The organism is Methylobacterium tarhaniae (assembly GCF_001043955.1).
Lineage (GTDB): Bacteria > Pseudomonadota > Alphaproteobacteria > Rhizobiales > Beijerinckiaceae > Methylobacterium > Methylobacterium tarhaniae.
The window spans coordinates 35,266-55,021 of record NZ_LABZ01000025.1; the positions used below are offsets into that span (position 1 = coordinate 35,266).

Consider the following 19,756-nt stretch of genomic DNA (forward strand, 5'->3'; position numbering starts at 1 on the left):
CACCTCTTCTGTAAAATGTAACATCAAGCTTGAGGCTGTTGGGCTCGCACTGAGCCACTCATGCCAACTCCCTCGCGCACAAGCTGAGCTTGGGGATGCACTTGGGCTATCGAATGTGCATGTCAATCGCACATTTAGGAAATTGCGCGAGAATGGATTGATCACGGTGCACGGCGGAAAGCTAGAAATTAACAATTGGCATGGACTGGCCGATCTATGTGAGGCTGAAGATACATATCTGCATCTGGAGCGCTGTCCTGCAGGAGCCTCCACCTTCAACCGGCGACTATTGCAACAGGCAGCAGTGACACGGAGAGCCGGCGGTGTTCGCCGACAGCTTCCTCGTTGCCGTGCTGGTGCACCTCCCCAACGATCACGAGGAAGATGCGGGCAAGCGGTCTCTGGAGGCAGGGTTCGGGCGGGTCGATGAGCCTGACCCACCCACGTTCGCCGATCTGGAAGTGGCGCAGGCATGGACCCAGCACCGGCTGGACGGCGGCTGATCCTTATCTCTATTCGCGGCCCGGAACGATAATCGGGGTTCCGATTATGGAGGAAATCGTGCAGCCAGATGAACCCGCTCGCGGCAAGGGGGAGGTGAGCATCGCACAGGTTATTGAGTTGCTAGGCTCTTTGATCGAGGGGGCCTGCAATGCCATGTCGGGGTCCGTCGAGGAACAACAACGACCGTGACGGTGATGGTGCGAGATGCCACACCTGCTCTTATCGCCCATATCCATGCCCGACTTTGCACTTTGGACGCGAAGATCATCGTTATTGAAGACGCGACGCCCTCACGCTCCACGGGCTGAGATCAGTTGCGCTCGACCGAACGGTGACCATCACCGCGAGCACGCGACCACAGTGATCTGCACCAACTGAAATCGCCATGCCTGAACGGCAGATTTGCGACGTTTCCGTTGGCCTACAGGTTACGGACCCACACCGCGGCGCAGCCTCTTATCGCAGCCTCAAGCGGTGAGCCTCCGCGCTGCTGGCACATAATCACACGGCTTCCAGATCGTGTCCCAGGGTGTGGTGGACCACCCGCAGCTACACCACGTCCTGGGACACAATCGTCAATTCAATAACCGAAGATCGGGCGTTCGAGAGCATCGATGCCGCCGCGAGCTGGGCCGCGCAGAAGGGCGGCGGAACTCCCCGCGTGCAGGTCGATCCCCTGCTCATCCTGTGAGGCCGAGCCGCCTAGCCCACGATCGGGGGCGGTTTCACCCGCCGTCCGCCTCGACGATCACCCCCTCGTGCGGGGCGAGCGGCACGCGGCCGTCGACCCGCTCGCCCTCGCGCCCCGGCGCCGTCCCAAGCACGATCTCGCCGCGACAGGCGAGCGCCGGCGTCACCGCCGAGGCGCTCAGGTTCAGCACCACCAGGAGCCCCGCCCCGTCGCGCCAGCGCGCGTAGGCCAGCACGCCGCCCTCACTGAGCAGCCGCCGGTAGCCGCCAACCTGCAACTCGGGCCGAAGCCGGCGCAATGCGGTCAGCCGCCGGTAAAGGGCGAGCAGCGATTCCGGGTCCTCCTCCTGGCGCGCGACGCAGCAGGCCTCCGGCACACCATCCGCCGGCAGCCACGGCTCGCCCTGGGTGAAGCCGCCGCCCACCCCGGGCGCCCAGCGCAGGGGTACGCGGTAGGGATCGCGGCTCAGCCCGTAGCCCGGCAGCCGGCGCTCGAACGGGTCGCGGCTGCGCTCCGGGGGCACCGGGACATTCGGCATCCCGAGCTCGTCGCCCGCGTAGAGGATCGGCGTGCCCGGGAGCGTCAGCAACAGTACCGCGGCGACCCGGGCCTGGTCGGCGCCGAGCCGGCCCGCGACCCGGGGCTTGTCGTGGCTGCCCAGCACCCAGTCGGGCCAGGCCCCCTCAGGCAGAGCGTCTAGGAACGCCTGCACGGCGCGGCCGACCGCGTGCGGCTTCCAGGGCACGTCGAGGAGGCGGTAGTTCAGCGGCAGGTGGAGGCGCGGCTCCCCGTCGCCGTAGAAGCCGGGCAGCTTGTCGAGGGCGGCGTCGACCTCGCCAAGCAGCACGCGATCCGGGAACTCGTCCGCCACACGGCGCAGCTCCGAGAGGTAGCCGAGGGTGACCGGCTGGCTGTCCGTGCGGGTGCGCCGGAAGCGCTCGGGCGGCGGCGTGTCTCCGTCGAAGTCGGGGTTCGGCGGCTCGTCCCGCAGGGCGCCGTCTTCGGCGAGAACCCCGGCCGCGTCGACCCGGAAGCCGTCGACGCCGCGTCGGAGCCAGAAGCGCATCGCCTCGTGCAGGGCGGCCCGGACCTCGGGGTTGCGCCAGTTCAGGTCGGGCTGCTCGGGCAGAAAGGCGTGGTAGTAGCACTGGCCCGTCGCGGGCTCGCGGGCCCAGGCGCTACCGCCGAAGCGGCTCAGCCAATTGTTGGGGGGCAGGTCGCCGGGCGCCAGATCCGCCCAGACGTACCAGTCGCGCTTCGGGTTGTGCCGCGAGGACCGGCTCTCTTGGAACCAGGGGTGCCGGTCCGAGGTGTGGTTGGGCACGAGATCGAGGACGAGACGGATGCCGCGGGCGTGCAAAGCCGCCAGCAGCAGGTCGAAGGCCGCGAGGCCGCCGAAGCGGGGATCGACGTCGGTGAAGTCGGCAACGTCGTAGCCGGCGTCGAGGAGGGGCGACGGGTAGATCGGCGTGAGCCAGACGGCGTCGACGCCGAGGCGAGCGAGATAGTCCACGCGGGACCGGATCCCGTCGAGGTCGCCGAAGCCGTCGCCGTCGGAATCTTGGAACGAGGGTGTGAGGATCTGGTAGAACACCGCACACCGCCACCAGGGCTCGTCGGGCCGCGCACGCGTCCCGCCTGGGCAGACCTCAGCGTGTCCGGGAGTGAGCTGCTCCATCGTGTCCGTCCGGGCCCCTTGGTACCAGACGAGGCCGTGCCCACTCGCCTGGCGCGCGGAGAGAGGGGGCTCGGCCTTGAACCGGCGTCACACCTTGCTGTTGGTGACCGGCGGCGCGGCCATCTGCTCCTTCTGAGCGGCCGAGTCGGGCCGGGCCGGGCCAAGGACCGGCTCCTCGCCGAGCGGTTCGAATGCCTTGAACTGGAACTGCCCCTTGCCGTCGACTGAGGGACCCTCGGCATAGCGGCCGGGCTGGACCGGGGTGCCGCTGCGCTCCGTCCCCACGAACATGTAGCTGAACTCCCGGGCCTCCTTCGACTGGTCAAAGCTGTTGGGCACCGGCAGGTTCTCCTTGAGACCGCCCAGGTCCTCGATCACCGCGAGCCATTGCTGCTGGTGCATGGTGTCCCGGGCGATGAGGAAGCTCAGCATGTCCTGCATGCCCTTGTCGTGCGTCGCGTTGTAGAGCCGCACCGCGAGCGTGCGCCCGGTGGCCTCGGCGGCGACGTTGCAGAACATGTCGCCCGCGAGATTGCCGCTGGCATAGACGTGCGAGCAGTCGAAGGGCACGCCGTCGCAATTCACCGGCAGGGCCGCCAGGCCGGTGGAGAGCAGGTGGCGCTGGAGCATCCCCTCGACGACGTGGCGGGGCCGCTCGCCCCCCATCACCGCCCCGACGATCGGGTTGGCCTGGGCGCTGGTCTCCTGCAGCGTCGCCGGCGCATCCTCGAGGTTGAGCGCGACCGCGGTCGACAGCATCTCGATGTGCCCGATCTCCTCGGTGGCGGTATTGAGGAGCACGTCGCGGTACTTCGTGCTGGGACCGCGAGCGCCCCAGGCCTGGAAGAAGTATTGTAGGCAGACGCGGATCTCGCCCTCGATGCCGCCGATTGCCTGCTGCAGCTGGCGAGCAAAAAGGGGATCGGGCTTCTCGACCCTGACTGGGTACTGGAGGCGCTTGTCGTAGTAGTACATCGGCTGCTCCTGCTTCGTTTGTCCGAGCTGAGCTCGCCAGCCGCACCCCGATGTAATACTCCAACAGGGTATGCTGCTGACCGCCGTTTAACGTCCAAGCGGCTAGCTGGTTCGCATTCAGGTGGTTCTAACTTGGAGGCATCCCGCCGCCGTCACGCGCATCTGGCGGCGGGACACGTAGAGCATGATGACGTCATAATGCTGACCGTTGAGCGCATGCCTGTTGGAAAGCAGTTGCCACTCTTTCGCACATGTTAATAACTATGCTGTATCATGCTATCCTATGTTTATTTTGCGCGAATGCGAATTCAACAAGTGGAACGATGCGTAAATATCAGGATTTTTTGCATAGGTCCGCCGCTTGCGGGCCTGGCCCACTCAATGACGGAGACACCAATGGAAAATGAACGTCAGCAAGCTGAGCGGAATCGGCAGTCCGGGCAGCAGAACCAGCAAGCCTCGGAGCGCGAGCGCCAGGGCGGCCAGCGCAACGAGCAATCAGGCCAGGCGAACCAGCAGACAGGGCAACGCAACCAGCAATCCGGACAGGAGAACCACCAGACGGGCCAGCGGAACCAGCAGGCGTCCGAACGTGATCGGCAGGGCGGCCAGCAGAACGAACAGGCGTCCGAGAAGAACCGGCAGGCAGGCTTGGACGAGCGCCAATAGTGCCAGTGCGGACGACCAACATCGAACCGGCAACCCGGGCGGAGCGGGAGACGGTCTCGCTCCGCCGCGCGACAGGCGAGCCCGCTCATGGAACCGCAGCACGATATCGACAGGCTCTTGCATCCCCACGTCCGTCTCTACGGGCCTGTCGACGAGGCGATGCTGGGCGATTTCCTCAAGCGCCTCGACGAGGTCATGGATGAGGATGGCCCCCTTGTCGTGGAGCTGATGACTTCGGGCGGCGATGCGGACATCGGCCGGCGGATCGCGCAGCAGGTCCGCCTGTGCCGCGAGCACCTGCACAAGGAGATGCACTTCGTCGGCATGACGACGGTCTACTCGGCCGGCATCACCATCATGGCGGCCTTCCCGCGCTGCTGTCGTTATCTCGCCAGGGATACCGCCCTCCTGATCCACGGCCGTCGCACGAGCGGCGACACCTCCGTCGACGGCCCGTTGCCGGCCGCCCTGCAGGTTGCCCGCTCGAAGGTCGCTGAACTGGAGAAGGGCTTGCAGCTGGAGATGCAAGGATTCGCGGAGTTGGTGAAGGATACGGACGTTTCCGAGGACGAGATCCGCGAGCGAGCCGAAACGAACTGGTACCTGACGGCTGACGAGGCGCTGGAGCGCAGGCTCGTGGCGAGCCTCCTGTAGTCACGAGCGAGGCGGCACGCCATGACGAAGCCAATGGAACCCTACCCCGCCCTGGAGTGGATCTTCGCACGGGCGGCGACCTTCACGGACGTTAGCGGCCTGTTGGAATGGGATGCCGACACGATGATGCCGGCCGGGGCCGCGGGCGACCGGTCCGAGCAACTCGCGACGCTGAAGCGGGTGGCGCGCGACCTGCTGGTGACCTCACGCACGCAAGACCTCCTCGACCGGGCCGAGGAAGCTTCCAGTGACCTCGGGGAGTGGCAGAAGGCCAACTTACGGGAGATGCGCCGCGCCTTCACCGAAGCCTCGGCTGTGCCTGCTGATCTTACGGAAGCGAGCGCGCGGGCCACGTCGAAGGCGCAGCAGGCTTGGCAGGAAGCGCGCAAGAACAACGACTTCGCCTCGTTCGCGCCCAAACTGACGGAGGTCCTGACCTTGCAGCGTGAGACCGGCAAAGCGAAAGGGGCCGCACTCGGGATGTCCCCCTACGACGCGCTCCTCGACGGCTTCGATCCGGGGCTCACCGAGGCAAAGCTGGAGGCGACCTTCGCAGGGCTTCGGAAAGCACTCCCTGGTCTGATTCAGGAGGCCTGCGAGCATCAGCGGCGCCGGCCCGCCCCATCGCACCTTTCAGGTTCATATCGGGTCTGCGACCAGAAACGGCTCGCGCATCAGCTCCTCGACGCGGTCGGCTTCGACTTCGACCATGGGCGCCTGGACGTCAGTCCGCATCCGTTCAGCGGCGGCGCGAACCACGACGTGCGCGTCGCGGTGCGCTACGACGAGCGCGATCCGCTCAGTTCGGTGTCCGCCGTCATGCATGAGAGCGGGCACGCGCTCTATGAGCAGGGACGTCCGGAGGAATGGCTGTACCAGCCGGTCGGGGCCCCACGGGCCATGAGCATCCACGAGAGCCAGGCGCTGCTGATCGAGATGCAGGCTTGCCGAAACCGGGCATTCGCATCCTACCTCGGCCCACGCGCCTCCGAGACCTTCGGCGTCGACGACCCGGCCTGGAAGGAGGACAACCTCCACCGCCTGATGACCCGGGTCGAGCCGGGGCTGATCCGGGTCGATGCCGACGAGGTCACCTACCCGGCGCACATCCTTCTGCGGTTCGACTTGGAGCGGGCGATGGTCGCCGGGGACCTCGCCGTCGAGGACCTGCCGGGCGCCTTCAACGAAGGCATGAGGCACTGGCTCGGCCTCGACGTGCCCGACGACGCGCGGGGCTGCCTTCAGGACGTTCACTGGGCCGGCGGAAGCTGGGGTTACTTCCCGACCTACACGCTGGGGGCGATGGCGGCGGCCCAGCTGTTTCAGGCGGCCGTGCAGGCGGACTCGGACACCATTCCGGCCATCCGGCAGGGTGACTTCACACGGCTGCGGCACTGGCTGCGCGCCAACGTGCATGGCCGAGCGTCCCTCCTGGAGACCGAGGATCTGATCGTGGCGGCAACCGGGCGTCCGCTGAAGCCGGAGGTTTTCATCGACCATCTGCGCGCACGCTACCTCGGCGAGGCGGCGGACTGAGGCTTGGGGATGCGGCGGCTCGCCGTGAACTGGTCCATCGACGACGCCGAGGGTGAGCCGTGGCTGCAGCTCGCTTGGACCGAACGCGGCGGGTCCCCGGTGGCACCGCCGAGCCGCAAGGGCTTCGGCTCGCGCCTGATCCAGCGCGGCCGGTCGGGGCTCGCCGCGTTCGGTCCGGCTCGACTACCCGGCCGAAGGCGTACGCTGCATGGTCGAGGCGCTGCTGCGAGGGTTCCAGCAGGACGCATGAACCGACGCAGTGCGCCCGCCGCGTTCAGGAGGGCGGACGGACGTGGCGCCGGCGCCGGAGGACCTCGCGCAGCACACGCGAGACCTGCTCTGCCGAGTAGGGCTTCTGCAGCAGCTCGAAGCCGTGCGTGCCTTCCTGGGCCAGGACGTGGCTGTAGCCCGACGCCAGCACCACCGGCAGATCCGGCAACCGCCGCCTCAGGAGCCGGGCGAGCTCGATTCCGCCCATGCCCGGCATGACCACGTCCGAGAACACCGCGTCGAAGCCTGCCCCGTCGGAACCGAGCCGCTCCAGCGCCTCCTCGGCGTTGGTCGCCCAGGTCGTCCCGTAGCCCAGGTCCTCCAGAATTTGCGTGGCGAAGCGCCCGACCTCGAGGTTGTCCTCAACCACCAGCACGCGCTGGCCCGCGCCACCGGGCTCGACCGGCCCCGGGTCGGCCGATGCCTCCCGCGAGGCGAACTCGGCCTCGACCTCGGGAAGGTAGAGCGTGAAGGTCGTGCCCCGGCCCGGTTCGCTCGCCACGTCCACGTCGCCGCCCGACTGCTTGGCGAAGCCGAAGACCTGGGACAGACCCAAGCCCGTGCCCCTGCCGATTTCCTTCGTCGTGAAGAACGGCTCGAAGACGCGGGTCAGCAGGTCGGGCGGGATGCCGCATCCCGTGTCGTGGAGGGACACCGCCGCGAAGGGCCCTGGGGCGCTCGCGTGACCCCTGATCGGCGGCAGCGGCCGGCCGCAGCGCAGGGTCAGCGTGAGCGTGCCCGCGCCGTCCATGGCGTCGCGCGCGTTCACCGCCATGTTGACCAGCGCCGTCTCGAACTGGCTGGTGTCCACCCGCACGAAGCAGGGGTGCTCGGGCACGTCGGTCGCGACCGTGATGCGGGCGCCGGTGACGGTGTCGAGCAAGTCGCCGACGAGTCGCAGGCGCGCGCCCACGTCGAGGGTCTCGGGTTTCAGCGTCTGCCGCCGCGCGAAGGCGAGAAGCTGGCCTGTCAGCTTGGAGGCGCGGTCCACCGTCTCCGAGACGGCGTTGAGGTACCGGGTCCTGCGCTCTTCGGCCAAGTCGGGCCGTCGCAGGAAATCGACCGAGGAGCGGATGATGGTGAGCAGGTTGTTGAAATCGTGCGCGACCCCGCCCGTGAGCTGGCCCACTGCCTCCAGCTTCTGAGACTGCCGCAGGACCGCCTCCGTCTCGACGAGCTTGGATGTCCGCTCCTCGACCCGCTCCTCAAGCGTCGCGTTCAGCGCTTCGAGCTTGTCGACGGCCTCGCGCAAAGCCGCGACGGCCCGGACCCGTTCGATGTGCGCCCAGGAGCGCTCCGTCACCTCGGTGATCAGCGCGAGCTCGTAGTCCGACCAAGCATGGGGTACCCGGTCATGGATGGCCATGAGGGCGGTCAGGCGGCCGTCCTTCACGAGCGGCATGCAGATCGTGGCCCCGATGCCGATGGCCTGGAACGTCGCCGCCTCCGCGGGTGGCAATTCCGCTAGGTTGTCGTTGATGATCAGCGGCCGCCCGGCGCCGAGGTCGTCGACCGCCCGTCTGCCGAAGTCGGCGAGGCTGTAGTGCCCGACGATGCTGGGGGAGCCTTCGGCCGCCCAGTCGCCCCGGATGGTGAATCCGTCCTCGTCGGGGTCCATGTCGGCGTAGGCGCAGTTGGAGAGACCGAGATGCTCGGCGACCATGCGGGTCGTCGTCGCGAGGATCTCGTCCGCCTCGGTGCTCATGGTCGTCGCCTTCCCGAGCCGGTCGAGAAACGCGAGGCGCGCCTCGTCGGCGCGCAGGGCCGTCTCGGCCTGGACGCGTGCCGTCGTCTCGGTGCAGGCGCAGAACATGCCGGCGACCCGACCCTCCTCGTCGCGCACGGGCGAGTACGAGAAGGTGAACCAGGTCAGCTCGTCGTGGCCGCGCCGGTTCATGGTCAGCGGCATGTCCTCCGACCAGGTCGGCTCGCCGGCGAGCGCCCTCTCGATGAGCGGCGAGATGTCGGGCCAGATCTCGGCCCAGATGTCCTGGAAGCGGCGTCCGAGCGCGGCTGGATGCTTGTCGCCGAGGATCTCCGCGTAGGCGTCGTTGTAGAGGAAGCCGAGTTCGGACCCGAAGGCCACGAACATCGGGAAGCGCGAACCCAGCAAAAGGCTCACCGTCGAGCGCAGGCAGGGCGGCCAGGCGTCGGGATGGCCGAGAGGCGAGCCGGACCAGTCGTGGGAGCGCATCATCGCGCCCATCCGCCCGCCGCCGGCGAGGAAGGGCTGAACCGTGAAGGTGACCTGTTCGTTCATGGGACCCGGACAGCTCCGACCGATGCCGGTAGGCTTCCTGCCGCTCGACCCGGCCCAGGTTCCGCTTCCCGGCATCACACCTGGGGCCGGAAACTAGGGCACAGTATGGCAGTTGGCATTCCGCGCACGCCCGGGATGAGGCGAGCATGAGGTCGACGATGGCTTTTAGGCCCCGCGACCAGCGCTCGGTCGATCACAGTGGCGTCGCGGCCCGATTGTGAGTGCGAATGAGCGTCGCCATCCCACCACTTTCATCAGGTCAATTCATCACCGCGTCATACTCCTGCCGTGCTCGACCAAAGCCGCAAGTATGATGGGCAGCGGCGGGTCACCAACGAAGTTCCACTTCGTTTTCTGAAGTGGCGGTTCGGCGCCTACCCGCCCTATGTCGGCTCATGGTGCATCGCCGAACTTACCTCGTAAGGCAGCTGGTCGGCTGACCCGGCCGCTGATCTCAGCGCACGTCCCAGAGTTAGGGTCACCAACGACGGAGCTCCTCGCCTCAAGTGCCTCTCCCAACACCCTCCAGAAGGCTGATCTTCAGCTCACGGAAGGCTCGTTGAAATCGGGAGGTCCTCTCTGCCTCAAGCATCGTCTCCAGCGCGTGACCAAGCTCCCGCAAGCGCCGCTCGCCCAGACGTTGTGCCTCCCGGAACATCGAGTGCTCCTCAGATGAGGCATGGTGGTCAACGGCTTGGTGCAGAACCCGCAGATGCTCCTCGAACTCTGCGCTCGACGTCGGGAGCTTGAGTGTCGCTGCGAGCAGGTCGGCCAGTTGCTGATGCTCGGCGTAGGCCACCGGAACGTCCTCGCTGACTGCACGCACGGCCGGGTAGAAGATCGCGTCCTCGATGTCCTCGTGGATCTCGAGTTCGGACGCCAGGGTCCGCAAGAGATCACGACGCTGAGGCTCCTCGGGCGGCAGGTCCTCGATGCGGCGAAACATGCCGCGCAGCAGTTCGTGATGCTCGAAGAGCACCTCGTCCGCCTTGCGGCCCAGCGAGGCCGCCGCAGCCGAGCCCGCCTCCCCCGATGACCTTCCAGCAGCTGTATCAGCAGGGACTACCGCGGCACCCGGTTCCTGCTCTCGCCTGATCTCGATCAGGCCCCCGCGGACGCGCGTCCGGTAGCGGGGCTGCGGGCATGTGGACGGACCATCCAGAGGCTCACCGCTCTCCAAATCGTAGCGCGAGCCGTGCCACGGGCACACCAGCCCGCCGCCCAGTACCCAGCCCTCGTCGAGAGGTCCGCCCATGTGCGAGCAGCGCGCACCGAGCGCGAAGATGCGCCCGCGGTGTCGCACGAGAACGACGGGAACGTCCGCGTGCTCGACCTCGTCGCGGACGAGGATGCGCCGAGGTCGATCCTCTGGAAGGTCGCCGGCCAGCAGCACCGGCACGAAGTCGCGCGGCTCGACGCTGCGATCCGCCTGGTCCACGCCTTGTCGGTGGCGATAGACCAAGTGCCCTCCGAGATAGCCTCCCACGAACATCGCACCCCACGCTGCCGCTGATGTGAGGCGCCCGTCTGAGCGGCGTCCACTCCGACGCAGGGCGACGGAGATGAGCTGAAGGCCGAGTGCCGTGCTGTTGACCGCCGCGTGGACAAGGCCGACTCGACGAGCCCGCCCATGGGACTGCAGCCAATCAGCCAGACCTGCTGCGGCTGCCACGACGGCACCGGCGGCTCCGACCTGAATGGCCAAGTCGGCGGCTCGTCCGTATTCCTGTCCTTTGTCACCGCGCTCCGCCTCGAGCGTGTCGAGCCCGAGTGCAAGCGTCCACGTTCCAATTGGAATTGTGACGAGCATGGGGTGCAGAGGGTGACCGAACCAGGTGCCGTGGAGGACGTTGCGCGTTTGCTGTCCCGTTCTGCCGGCGAGGCGGTGAGGCAAGGCAGCGGCGTTTGCAAGGGTGTAGGCCGGGCCGTCGAGCCACTCGGCAGCTTCGATCCGGCCGATCGCGTTGGTGCTCATGCTGAAGGTACGGGAATTCATGCAGCCTCCTCGCGCCGCCGAGCGACGCCCACGCGGTGAGTCGGCCATGGCAGCCGAGATGTGGCGCGTCTTGACCCTGAAGGGGCGAGCCGGATCCAGCACCACCGGGACAATCGGCTGAGCCTGGTTCAGTTCATGGTGCCGAGCAGATGGTCCATCTCTTGCTGCTAAAATTCGGCTACCTGCGAGAGCTTAGCTGGCAGGAGCCCATATTGCCTAACATAAGAATGCCGAGCGGCAAAGAATGACCCCTGGCAGATCTTCAAGCACCACAGCTCATATGTCGGCTTAGTAGGAAGAAGCGGCCATTTGAGCGGCGGCCACGACATCAGCAGGTACGGGCACATTAGCGACCCCGTGGACGACGGTGCACGCCGACGACCTCGCCGACCTCTACGCGCTCGCGCTCGAACGGGCACCGGCAGGTTCGGTCTTCAACGGCGTCCACTGAGCGGCGACCCCCCTCATCGAAATCGCGCGAGCGGCAAGCGAGGCGGCTGGTGCCGGGGGGCGGGTGGAAGCATGGGCGCTCCAAGACGCGCGTTCGGTGCTTTGGGCGTTCGCCGACGCCATAGCGTGCGATCAGGTCATCTCAGGGGAGAAGGCGGAGCGCGAACTCGGTTGGCGTCCGTCTCGCCGCTCCATCATCGACGAACTGCGGTCCTACCGGTCTGCAAACGACTGAGGCTGGCCGGTATCCGCCCCAAGCACTTGGCAGCCCCGCCTCGGCGACCTTAAAGCGCGCCCTCGGCGAGCAGCTCGCGGGTGCGCTTCAGCGTCGACAGCAGCGCGGCCTTGTAGCCCTTGCTGCCGTCGAACTGCGCCTGCTCGGCCTGCTCCTCGGGACCGCCCGGTTCCTTCCCGCGCAGGCCGAGGTAGCAGTAGAACCGAAGCTGCAGCGCGCCCTCCTCGTCCTCGAACAGCTCGTTGACGATGGCCCCTTCCCGTGGGCCAGTGGCCTGGAAGAAGGTCACCTTGGCCCCGGGCTCGAAGGCGATGATCTCGCGCAGGTCGACACCCCCGATGGTGGCCTCGCGCACGAGGTGGGTGGCGCTTTCCTCCACGACGTCGCACCGACTGCAGAGCCCCGGCGGCAGGAACTGGCGGGCGTCGCGGGCCTTGAGGACGAGGCCCGCCCAGGCTTGCGTGCGGGTCAGGGGAGCCTCCCCGTCCGGGTTCACCAGGACGGTTGCGGTCGAGTAGATCATGACGATGGTCCTTCCGATGGAGGTTGAGTGACGCTTGGGCGTCAGGCGGTCGCGATCTCGGCGGCGAGCGCGCGGTAGGTGCGCAGCGGGCGGCCCAGGAGCGAGGTCAGGCGCTCGACGTCGCCGGCCTCCGGGACCATGCCGTCGGTCAGGAAGCGCTCGGCCATCAGGCGCATGTCGTAGGCCATCCAGCCCGGCATGAACTGCCGGAGGTTCCGCTCGAACCCGGCGGTGTCGTCGCCGCCATAGGCGACGGGGCGGCCCAGCACCTCCGACCAGATCGCGGCCACGCCCTCGCCCGTCAGCGTCTCGGGCCCGACGACGTTGATCCGGTCCAGGGGAAGCGGCCGGTCGGCCCGCTCCCGGCGGATGAGTTCGAGGGCGGCGACCTCGCCGAGGTCGCGCGCGTCGACCATGGCCAAACCCCTGGCGCCGATGGGCATGGGGTAGACGCCGTGCTGCAGGACGACGTCCTTGACCGTCATCTCGTTGCTCATGAAGTAGGCGGGGCGCAGGATCGTGGCCTCGAAGCCCATCGCCTCGATCATGCGCTCGACGCCGAACTTGCCCCCGAAATGGGGCACGTTCACGTAGACGTCGCTGTGGATCACCGACAGGTAGACGACCCGCTTGACCCCGGCCTCCCGGGCGACGTTGAGAGCAATCAGCGCCTGGGTGAATTCGTCGGGCACCACGGCGTTGAGCAGGAAGAGCGTGGAGACGCCCTGGAAGGCGCCGCGAAGGGCGTCGACGTCGAGCAGGTCGCCCTGCGCCAGGGTCACGCCGGCCGGAAGTCCCGGCTTGGCCGGATCGCGGACGAGGGCACGCACGTCGGCGCCGCGCTTCGCGAGATTGTCGGCGACATGGCGGCCGATGGTGCCGGTGGCGCCGGTGACGAGGATGGTCATGGGGTTTCTCCGGGTTGCTGCTGTTGACAGGCCGGAAATTAGCGATCCACATTCTTACCGATAGACGCTATATCTGGACGGTCCGTCTCGCTGGTGGAACGCATGGACCTTCTCGCCCTCGCCGACTTCAACCTCGTTGCCCGCCATGGTGGGTTCGGGCGCGCTGCTCGGGCGGCCGGACGCCCGAAGGCGACGCTGTCGCGCCGGGTCTCGGAACTGGAGGGCGCGCTTGCACTCCGCCTGTTCGAACGCGGCGCCCGCACGCTGACGCTCACCGAGGAGGGGCGGGCCCTCCACGAACGGACGGGCATGCTGCTGGCCGAGCTCGACGAGACCGCGGCGGCCATCGCCTCGGGCGGCGCGAATCCGCGCGGCCGGCTGCGGGTGAGCGCGCCGCTCCTGTTCTCACAGGTGGCTATGGGAAAGCTCGCGGCCGAGTTCGCCGTGAAGCACCCGGAGGTCCGGCTGGAGGTCACAACGGATGACCGGGCCGTCGACATGGTCGAGGAGGGCTACGACCTGGTCATCCGGGTCAACCCGGAGACCGACGAAAGCCTGGTCGGCCGCGTCTTCCTGCGCGACAGGCTGGTCGTCGTGGCCAGTCCAGCCCTCGGGCAGCCTCAGGGCAACCGGCCGGTTCCGGCGGTGGTGCGCGGTCCGGGCGGTGGAGATGCCTGGAAGGTGAAGGTGTTGGACGGGAGAGTGCGCATCCCGTTCGAGCCCGTCCTTAGGCTGTCGTCGATGATCATGGTGCGCGACGCGGTCCGGGCCGGCGTCGGGGCGGCCTGCCTGCCCGTCTCGCTCGTGAGCCACGACATCGCCGCGGGCAGGCTGGTCCAATGGGGCGACGTCGAGGGGCCCGAGATCGCACTTTGGACGCTCTACCCGTCCCGCCGGCTCCTCAGCGCCCGCGTCTCGGCCTTCCTCGACCACCTGAAGCAGGCGTTCCCGCAGGGCACGCCGGACGAGTTGGCGTCCTACATCGGCACGTGAGTACGGACCGGCGCCCCGAAGCTTGCGGGTCATCGAAGGTGCGGCGGGCGTCCTCGATCAGCGGCTCGTACTCCCTTACCAGCGCGCGAAGCTTTGCGAGGTTGGCAGCCAAGGTGCGCCAGCCGTCTCGCCTGTGGAACTGTACGTCTATATCGTACGACTATTCGCCCATTCGCGGATCGCTAGCTTTAGCCACGTGAGAAGCAGCCAGCTTCCCGGAGGCAGCCATGCAAACCGTATCGAGCGAACCCCGACCGAAGATCCTGGTCCTCGGCGCCACCGGCGGGACAGGCAGGCTCATCGTCGCCCAAAGCCTGGCGCGCGGCTACGACGTGACGGCGCTGGTGCGCTCGCCCGGGAAGGCGAAAAGCCTTCCAGGAGCCAAGCTGGTGGTGGGCGACGCGCGCGACCCGAAGGTGCTGCGCGAGGCGCTGAGGGGGCGGGACGCGGTGGTGAGTGCGCTCGGCACGCCGGCAAGCCCGTTGAGGGAGGTGACGCTCCTGTCCGAGGTCACCCGGACCCTGGTCGGCGCCATGAGGGACGACGGCGTCGCGCGCCTGGTCGCGGTCACCGGGATCGGCGCCGGCGACAGCCGGGGGCATGGCGGCTTCGCCTTCGACAGGCTGATCCTCCCGCTGCTCCTGCGCCATGTCTACGCCGACAAGGACCGCCAGGAGGACATCGTGAGGCAGAGCGGCCTCGACTGGGTCCTCGTCCGTCCCACCGTCCTGAGCAACAAGCCCGGCCGCGGCGCGGTCCGCGCGCTCGTCGACCTCGCCGGCTTCCATGGCGGGTCCGTCGCCCGGGAGGACGTTGCACGCTTCGTTCTCGACCAAGTCGAGACCGACGCCTGGATCGGCCGGACGCCCCTGATCACGTGGTGAGCGCCGGCCCATCCCGGTGGGTCGGGGAGTGCCGGTCAGGCGCCCTGGCCGGCCAGCGCCACGGCGTCGGCTCCGGCGGGCAGGCGCATCGGGCAGGCCGGGTCGGTCGCGGCGCGCCAGACCGCCTCCGCCACGTCGACGGAACGCGTCACCTCGTCCGGGGGCTGCTGCTGCCAAGCCGCGAACACCTCCTGCACCAGGCCGGCGTAGGGTTCGGGGAAGCCCGCCGTCATGCGAGCCCGTGCGGTTTGGCCAAACGCGGTTTCAGGCGCCCGCCCGGGGATGACCAGGCGCACCCGCACGTCGAACGGCTCCAACTCCAGGGCAAGGGACTCCGTGAAGGCGTTCACCGCGGCCTTGCTCGCCGTGTAGACGGAGAGCAGGTGCAGCGGCTTCTGCGTGACGCTCGAAGAGACGTTCACGACGACGCCGGCCCGGCGCTCCCGGAACTGTGGCAGCACCGCCTGGGTCATGGCCATCGTACCGAACGTGTTCGTCTCGAAGACCTCGCGTACGACGTCCATGGGCGTGCCTTCGAGGGCGTTAAGCCAGCCGATGCCGGCGTTGTTGACCAGGACGTCGATGGGTCCGGCGCTGTCGACCGCCCGCTGGATGCTCGTTGCATCGGTGACGTCGAGGGCGAGGACGCGCAGGCGGTCGGAGGCGGGCAGGTCTACCGCGCGCGGCGTACGCATGGTGGCTACCACGTTCCAGCCCCGGTCGAGGAAAAGGCGGGCGATCTCAAGACCGAACCCGGACGAGCATCCAGTGATCAGGACGGTTTGCATGTCGGCTCCATCAGGTTGTGACCAGCGATGGATAGATCCAGACAGCGGGACGAGCTACAATCGCGCGTCCTGATCTCATTAGCGACAGTCCGGAAATGTCCGATCCGCTCGCCGACGTCGTCACCCTGCTCCGTCCCAGAGCCGCGTTCTCCAAGTCCGTGAGCGCCTCGGGTCCATGGCGCGTCCGCCGGGCGGAGCACGGTCGTCCGTTCTACTGCGCCGCGCTGGAGGGCTCATGCCGCCTGACGATCCGGGACCGCGATCCGGTAGTCCTGGAGCAGGGGGACTTCCTCCTTGTCCCGGCCGCGGACGCGTTCGAGATGTCGAGCCTCACGCCCCCGACCGAAGGCTCCGAGACGATGCCGGTCGAGGTGGGGCCCGGCGAGTTCCGGGTCGGGCGGCAGGACGGCCCGGCGGACGTCCGCATGCTCGTGGGCTACTGCACCTTCGGCTCGCCCGACGCAGGCCTGCTGGTGTCGCTCCTGCCGAGCCTCGTCCACGTCCGAGGCGAGACTAGGCTGGCCTCCCTCATGCACCTCGTCGGCGAAGAGGCGCGTCGGCGCAGGCCCGCGCGGGACCTCATCTTGGAGCGGCTTCTGGAGGTCATGCTGATCGAGGCGCTGCGCTCCATGGGCGGCCCCGCGCTGTCACCGGGCCTCCTGCGGGGACTCGGCGACGAACGCTTGGGCGTGGCCTTGCGCAGGATGCACGAGATGCCGACCGCCGCCTGGACCGTCGCAGGGCTGGCGCAGGAGGCGGGACTCTCGCGCTCCGTGTTCTTCGAGCGCTTCAGGCGCGCAGTCGGTGTCGCGCCGATGGAGTATCTCCTTGCTTGGCGAATGGCCCTGGCGAAGGATCTCCTCCGGCGCGAGAGCGGCGGCATCGCCGAGGTGGCCGTGCGAGTGGGTTACGGCTCCGCGAGCACGTTCAGCGTGGCGTTTTCCCGCCATGTGGGCTCGCCGCCGGCGGCGTATGCGCGGGAGCACAGTCGATCGGCTTGACCAGCGCACAACGGCAGGTGCTGGGGCCATCAACGAGGCCTACAGCGCCTTTCCAGTGTCTGGCTGCGAGCGCAACACGATTTCAGCAGACCTCGCCGGTGACTCGATACGAGGTATCTCCGAACAGACGCAGGCGCTCCTCAAAGTATGCCTCTACGTCATCGTGGAGTTCGAAGCGTTGCCCGACACGGCGCGCTTCCTCACGGCTTCGTTTTGATGCAGTCATGCTCGTGGTTGGCCGCCTCAATCGCCGCTCCGTTGGTCAGTGCCCATGCGCAGAGCGCCTCGAAGGGTTGGCGCAGCGAATGGCCAAGCGGGGTGATCGCGTACTCGACGCCGATTGGTGCGGTCGGCAGCACCGTCCGGGTCACCAGACCGTTGCGCTCCAACCGCTTCAGCGCGTCCGCCAGCGCCTTATGCGTGATGCCATCGAGCCGCCGCTTGATCGCATTGAAACGTGACGGCCGCGGGCAGAGCACCGTGAGGATCAGGATCGTCCACTTGTCTGCGATCTTGTCCAGCACAGGGCGCACCCGCGCCATGTTGGCGAGCGCGCACTCGGACGCAGCATCGAGGTCGGTATCGTCGGCCATATCTAGGCTACCCTAAGTACGTTCTTGATAGCAGATATACGATCTGTATCTCATGCGCCATCGCAGATGAACGAATGCCGCGATGGCTCGCATGGTGGACAAGGTTGCTCTCGTGGTCGGCGGGGCGAAGGGTATCGGCCTTGCGGTCGCCGAGCGGCTGGCGGTCGAGGGCGCGTCGGTCGTGCTCACCGGGCGGCGCGCCGACGATGTCGAGGCCGCCGCCGCTAGGATCGGGCGTGGTGCGCGGGGTCTCATTGCGGACGCGGCCCTGCAGGAGGACTTGCACCGCGTCGTGGAGACGGTGCGGGAGGCATATGGCCGGATCGACGCGCTGGTCCTCAACGCGGGCATCTCGGAACCGGCAACCCTGCGCGACTGGACGCCTGAGCATTTCGACCGGCACTTCGCGGTCAACGTCCGTGGTGCCGTCTTCGGGTTGCAGGCGGCGCTGAGCGCGATGGGGCAGGGTGGGTCGGTTGTGTTGATGGGATCAATCGCCGATGCCGCAGGCATCACGCCCTACGGGACTTACTGTGCGACGAAGGCGGCACTGCGCTCCTACGCGCGCACGTGGACAGCGGAACTGGCCCCGCAGGGTATCCGTGTGAACGTGGTGGCCCCCGGCCCAACCGACACCGCCATGATGGCGAGCATACCTGAGGAGGGGCGGGCCGCACTGATCGCGCCGATCCCACTGGGCCGCATGGCGCGTCCCGAGGAGGTGGCGGCGGCCACGCTGTTCCTCCTAAGCGACGAGGCGAGCTTCGTCGCAGGTGCCGAACTGTGCGTCGATGGCGGGATGCGACAGGTATAGTTTAGGAACAGCAGTTTCAGCGTGTCCGCTTCAGCCGGTTTGCCCGAAGCGGAGGACGTTGTGGCCGCCGGGACCTGCTATTCCATGCCAATGGCAGCTTTCGGAGGCTAAGCGGCTATTCCCGCAGCTCCATTCGAAGGGCCACTTTTGGCGCATGGCCGAATAAGGCCGGCACGAACTCCTGACCCAAAGGGGCCCTTCGTGGCGAAGGTCAGGAATGTCCGCTTGCGGGGGTTTTCCTGAAATTTGATTTTTGCATTATTTTCATGTTAATAGTTGACTCGCGTCAAGGGTGTCAGCCGATACAGATACGGTGTCTGTGAGGAATGGATATTTTTTCCTTTTATACCGAAACACTCGGTGGAATGACGTTCGGGTGCGGGCAAGATAGTCGATCCTTTCGTCGGGATCGCGCCAGGAGCGTGCGCGGCCGAGGAGCAATGAGTCCTGTCTCGCCTGGGATATAACGCACGTTAGGAACAGGCCGGGCTCAAACTGGTAGGGCTGCCTGTGCAGCGCGGATCCAGCATCATGAACCCTCTCATCAAGAAGCTGGAACGCTTTACCCGTCTTTCCGACGAGGACAAGCGCATCCTCCAGCACGCCGCCGCCTCTCGGCTTCGCAACTTCGAGCCGCGTTGCGACATCATTTCGGAGGGCGAGACGCCGCGCGACGTCAACCTTATCCTTTCGGGATGGGCTTGCCGCTACAAGCAGTTCGAGGATGGCCGCCGACAGATCGTTGCATTTTTCCTCCCGGGCGACCTATGCGACCTCAACGTCTTCCTCCTGCGTGAGATGGATCATTCCATCGGCACCCTCGCACCGGTCACGCTGGCTCAGATTTCGCGCGACCTGCTGCAACGGATGCTCGACGCCAACTCGCGCCTTACCCAGGCGCTCTGGTGGGAGACCCTGATTACGGCCGCTAATCATCGCGAGTGGGTCGTCAACGTCGGCCAGCGCACCGCGATCGAGCGTGTCGCCCATCTGCTGTGCGAGCTGTTCCACCGCCTGCGCGCCGTCGGCCTAGTGAGAGAGGGCGGCTACGAGATGCCGATCACCCAGTCCGAGATGGCTGATGCCCTCGGCATATCGGCGGTGCACGTCAACCGTACCCTTAGGGAGCTGCGCATCGCAGAGCTGATGACCTGGAAGAGCGGACGCGTCACCATCCTGGACCTTCCTGCTCTCGAAGAAGTCGGGCTGTTCAACCCGAACTACCTTCATCTCGATCGCGAGGGCCAGCAGTTCGACGCCCCCGGCACGTAGCCGAGGTGGAACATACCTCATGTATCCGGTCGTTACCGGGATTGCAGGTCGCCGAGACCGAA

The 19,756-nt window shown here is 67.2% G+C and carries 18 protein-coding genes and 1 pseudogene; 11 read left to right on the forward strand and 8 right to left on the reverse strand.

Going from position 1 to position 19,756, the window contains the following annotated elements:
• Positions 1–49: 49 nt before the first annotated feature.
• From VQ03_RS35230 to VQ03_RS32700, 3 genes and pseudogenes are all read left to right on the forward strand, one after another.
• Positions 50–205, forward strand: a pseudogene (locus tag VQ03_RS35230) (helix-turn-helix domain-containing protein); the annotation flags it as partial.
• Positions 206–323: 118 nt separating this feature from the next.
• Entirely contained in the window at positions 324–503 is a 180-nt protein-coding gene (locus tag VQ03_RS04305) for a hypothetical protein (protein ID WP_245291958.1), read from the forward strand.
• A 530-nt stretch (positions 504–1,033) separates the two neighbouring features.
• Positions 1,034–1,195 carry a hypothetical protein gene (locus VQ03_RS32700; RefSeq protein ID WP_157063952.1) on the forward strand — a complete coding sequence of 54 codons (162 nt, stop codon included), beginning with the start codon at positions 1,034–1,036 and terminating at the stop codon, positions 1,193–1,195.
• A 34-nt stretch (positions 1,196–1,229) separates the two neighbouring features.
• Here VQ03_RS32700 and VQ03_RS04310 read toward each other — a convergent pair whose 3' ends face one another.
• Together VQ03_RS04310 and VQ03_RS04315 are read right to left on the reverse strand one after the other, a co-directional pair.
• Entirely contained in the window at positions 1,230–2,873 is a 1,644-nt protein-coding gene (locus VQ03_RS04310; RefSeq protein ID WP_048449627.1) for an alpha-amylase family glycosyl hydrolase, read from the reverse strand.
• Positions 2,874–2,960: 87 nt separating this feature from the next.
• Positions 2,961–3,848: a manganese catalase family protein gene (locus VQ03_RS04315; protein ID WP_048449628.1), complete on the reverse strand. Its 888-nt coding sequence runs from the start codon at positions 3,846–3,848 to the stop codon at positions 2,961–2,963.
• 396 nt (positions 3,849–4,244) lie between these two features.
• On the opposite strand from VQ03_RS04315, the gene VQ03_RS04320 reads away from it, so the two are divergent.
• From VQ03_RS04320 to VQ03_RS04330, 3 genes are all read left to right on the forward strand, one after another.
• Positions 4,245–4,517, forward strand: a complete 273-nt coding sequence (locus VQ03_RS04320; RefSeq protein WP_048449629.1) for a hypothetical protein — start codon at positions 4,245–4,247, stop codon at positions 4,515–4,517.
• An 87-nt stretch (positions 4,518–4,604) separates the two neighbouring features.
• Positions 4,605–5,171: an ATP-dependent Clp protease proteolytic subunit gene (locus tag VQ03_RS04325; protein WP_048449630.1), complete on the forward strand. Its 567-nt coding sequence runs from the start codon at positions 4,605–4,607 to the stop codon at positions 5,169–5,171.
• Positions 5,172–5,204: 33 nt separating this feature from the next.
• Entirely contained in the window at positions 5,205–6,707 is a 1,503-nt protein-coding gene (locus VQ03_RS04330) for a carboxypeptidase M32 (protein ID WP_048449631.1), read from the forward strand.
• Positions 6,708–6,981: 274 nt separating this feature from the next.
• On the opposite strand, the gene VQ03_RS04335 is transcribed toward VQ03_RS04330, so the two are convergent.
• The 4 genes from VQ03_RS04335 to VQ03_RS04355 all read right to left on the reverse strand — a co-directional run bounded on the left by VQ03_RS04335 (position 6,982) and on the right by VQ03_RS04355 (position 13,349).
• Positions 6,982–9,237 carry an ATP-binding protein gene (locus tag VQ03_RS04335; RefSeq protein WP_245291959.1) on the reverse strand — a complete coding sequence of 752 codons (2,256 nt, stop codon included), beginning with the start codon at positions 9,235–9,237 and terminating at the stop codon, positions 6,982–6,984.
• A 502-nt stretch (positions 9,238–9,739) separates the two neighbouring features.
• Positions 9,740–11,233, reverse strand: a complete 1,494-nt coding sequence (locus VQ03_RS31560) for a DUF2231 domain-containing protein (RefSeq protein ID WP_167376055.1) — start codon at positions 11,231–11,233, stop codon at positions 9,740–9,742.
• Between the two features lie 734 nt (positions 11,234–11,967).
• Positions 11,968–12,441: an AtaL-like protein gene (locus VQ03_RS04350; RefSeq protein ID WP_048449632.1), complete on the reverse strand. Its 474-nt coding sequence runs from the start codon at positions 12,439–12,441 to the stop codon at positions 11,968–11,970.
• Positions 12,442–12,482: 41 nt separating this feature from the next.
• Positions 12,483–13,349 carry an NmrA/HSCARG family protein gene (locus VQ03_RS04355; RefSeq protein WP_048449633.1) on the reverse strand — a complete coding sequence of 289 codons (867 nt, stop codon included), beginning with the start codon at positions 13,347–13,349 and terminating at the stop codon, positions 12,483–12,485.
• Between the two features lie 102 nt (positions 13,350–13,451).
• Here VQ03_RS04355 and VQ03_RS04360 point away from each other — a divergent pair, with 102 nt between their 5' ends.
• Together VQ03_RS04360 and VQ03_RS04365 are read left to right on the forward strand one after the other, a co-directional pair.
• Positions 13,452–14,342, forward strand: a complete 891-nt coding sequence (locus tag VQ03_RS04360) for a LysR family transcriptional regulator (RefSeq protein WP_048449634.1) — start codon at positions 13,452–13,454, stop codon at positions 14,340–14,342.
• 227 nt (positions 14,343–14,569) lie between these two features.
• The gene (locus VQ03_RS04365) at positions 14,570–15,226 is read left to right on the forward strand and encodes an NAD(P)-dependent oxidoreductase (RefSeq protein WP_048449635.1); all 657 of its coding nucleotides are present in this window, start codon (positions 14,570–14,572) and stop codon (positions 15,224–15,226) included.
• Positions 15,227–15,261: 35 nt separating this feature from the next.
• Here the strand turns inward: VQ03_RS04365 and VQ03_RS04370 are convergent, their stop codons facing one another.
• Entirely contained in the window at positions 15,262–16,014 is a 753-nt protein-coding gene (locus VQ03_RS04370) for an SDR family oxidoreductase (protein ID WP_048449636.1), read from the reverse strand.
• A gap of 95 nt (positions 16,015–16,109) precedes the next feature.
• On the opposite strand from VQ03_RS04370, the gene VQ03_RS04375 reads away from it, so the two are divergent.
• Positions 16,110–17,015, forward strand: coding sequence for a helix-turn-helix transcriptional regulator (locus VQ03_RS04375; RefSeq protein WP_048449637.1), 906 nt, complete (start codon positions 16,110–16,112; stop codon positions 17,013–17,015).
• Positions 17,016–17,215: 200 nt separating this feature from the next.
• On the opposite strand, the gene VQ03_RS04380 is transcribed toward VQ03_RS04375, so the two are convergent.
• Positions 17,216–17,608, reverse strand: coding sequence for a winged helix-turn-helix transcriptional regulator (locus VQ03_RS04380; protein ID WP_048449638.1), 393 nt, complete (start codon positions 17,606–17,608; stop codon positions 17,216–17,218).
• Between the two features lie 82 nt (positions 17,609–17,690).
• On the opposite strand from VQ03_RS04380, the gene VQ03_RS04385 reads away from it, so the two are divergent.
• Both VQ03_RS04385 and VQ03_RS04390 read left to right on the forward strand, forming a co-directional pair.
• Positions 17,691–18,422, forward strand: a complete 732-nt coding sequence (locus VQ03_RS04385) for an SDR family NAD(P)-dependent oxidoreductase (RefSeq protein WP_048449639.1) — start codon at positions 17,691–17,693, stop codon at positions 18,420–18,422.
• Positions 18,423–18,953: 531 nt separating this feature from the next.
• On the forward strand, positions 18,954–19,694 hold the full coding sequence (locus VQ03_RS04390; protein ID WP_048449640.1) for a Crp/Fnr family transcriptional regulator: 741 nt from the start codon (positions 18,954–18,956) through the stop codon (positions 19,692–19,694).
• Positions 19,695–19,756: the final 62 nt, after the last annotated feature.

Bases quoted from the DNA above. Each gene is read 5' to 3' on its own strand.
- VQ03_RS04310 (WP_048449627.1), bottom strand. From the start codon at position 2,873: ATGGAGCAGCTCACTCCCGGACACGCTGAGGTCTGCCCAGGCGGGACG.
- VQ03_RS04315 (WP_048449628.1), bottom strand. From the start codon at position 3,848: ATGTACTACTACGACAAGCGCCTCCAGTACCCAGTCAGGGTCGAGAAG.
- VQ03_RS04320 (WP_048449629.1), top strand. From the start codon at position 4,245: ATGGAAAATGAACGTCAGCAAGCTGAGCGGAATCGGCAGTCCGGGCAG.
- VQ03_RS04325 (WP_048449630.1), top strand. From the start codon at position 4,605: ATGGAACCGCAGCACGATATCGACAGGCTCTTGCATCCCCACGTCCGT.
- VQ03_RS04330 (WP_048449631.1), top strand. From the start codon at position 5,205: ATGGAACCCTACCCCGCCCTGGAGTGGATCTTCGCACGGGCGGCGACC.
- VQ03_RS04335 (WP_245291959.1), bottom strand. From the start codon at position 9,237: ATGAACGAACAGGTCACCTTCACGGTTCAGCCCTTCCTCGCCGGCGGC.
- VQ03_RS31560 (WP_167376055.1), bottom strand. From the start codon at position 11,233: ATGAATTCCCGTACCTTCAGCATGAGCACCAACGCGATCGGCCGGATC.
- VQ03_RS04350 (WP_048449632.1), bottom strand. From the start codon at position 12,441: ATGATCTACTCGACCGCAACCGTCCTGGTGAACCCGGACGGGGAGGCT.
- VQ03_RS04355 (WP_048449633.1), bottom strand. From the start codon at position 13,349: ATGACCATCCTCGTCACCGGCGCCACCGGCACCATCGGCCGCCATGTC.
- VQ03_RS04360 (WP_048449634.1), top strand. From the start codon at position 13,452: ATGGACCTTCTCGCCCTCGCCGACTTCAACCTCGTTGCCCGCCATGGT.
- VQ03_RS04365 (WP_048449635.1), top strand. From the start codon at position 14,570: ATGCAAACCGTATCGAGCGAACCCCGACCGAAGATCCTGGTCCTCGGC.
- VQ03_RS04370 (WP_048449636.1), bottom strand. From the start codon at position 16,014: ATGCAAACCGTCCTGATCACTGGATGCTCGTCCGGGTTCGGTCTTGAG.
- VQ03_RS04375 (WP_048449637.1), top strand. From the start codon at position 16,110: ATGTCCGATCCGCTCGCCGACGTCGTCACCCTGCTCCGTCCCAGAGCC.
- VQ03_RS04380 (WP_048449638.1), bottom strand. From the start codon at position 17,608: ATGGCCGACGATACCGACCTCGATGCTGCGTCCGAGTGCGCGCTCGCC.
- VQ03_RS04385 (WP_048449639.1), top strand. From the start codon at position 17,691: ATGGCTCGCATGGTGGACAAGGTTGCTCTCGTGGTCGGCGGGGCGAAG.
- VQ03_RS04390 (WP_048449640.1), top strand. From the start codon at position 18,954: ATGAACCCTCTCATCAAGAAGCTGGAACGCTTTACCCGTCTTTCCGAC.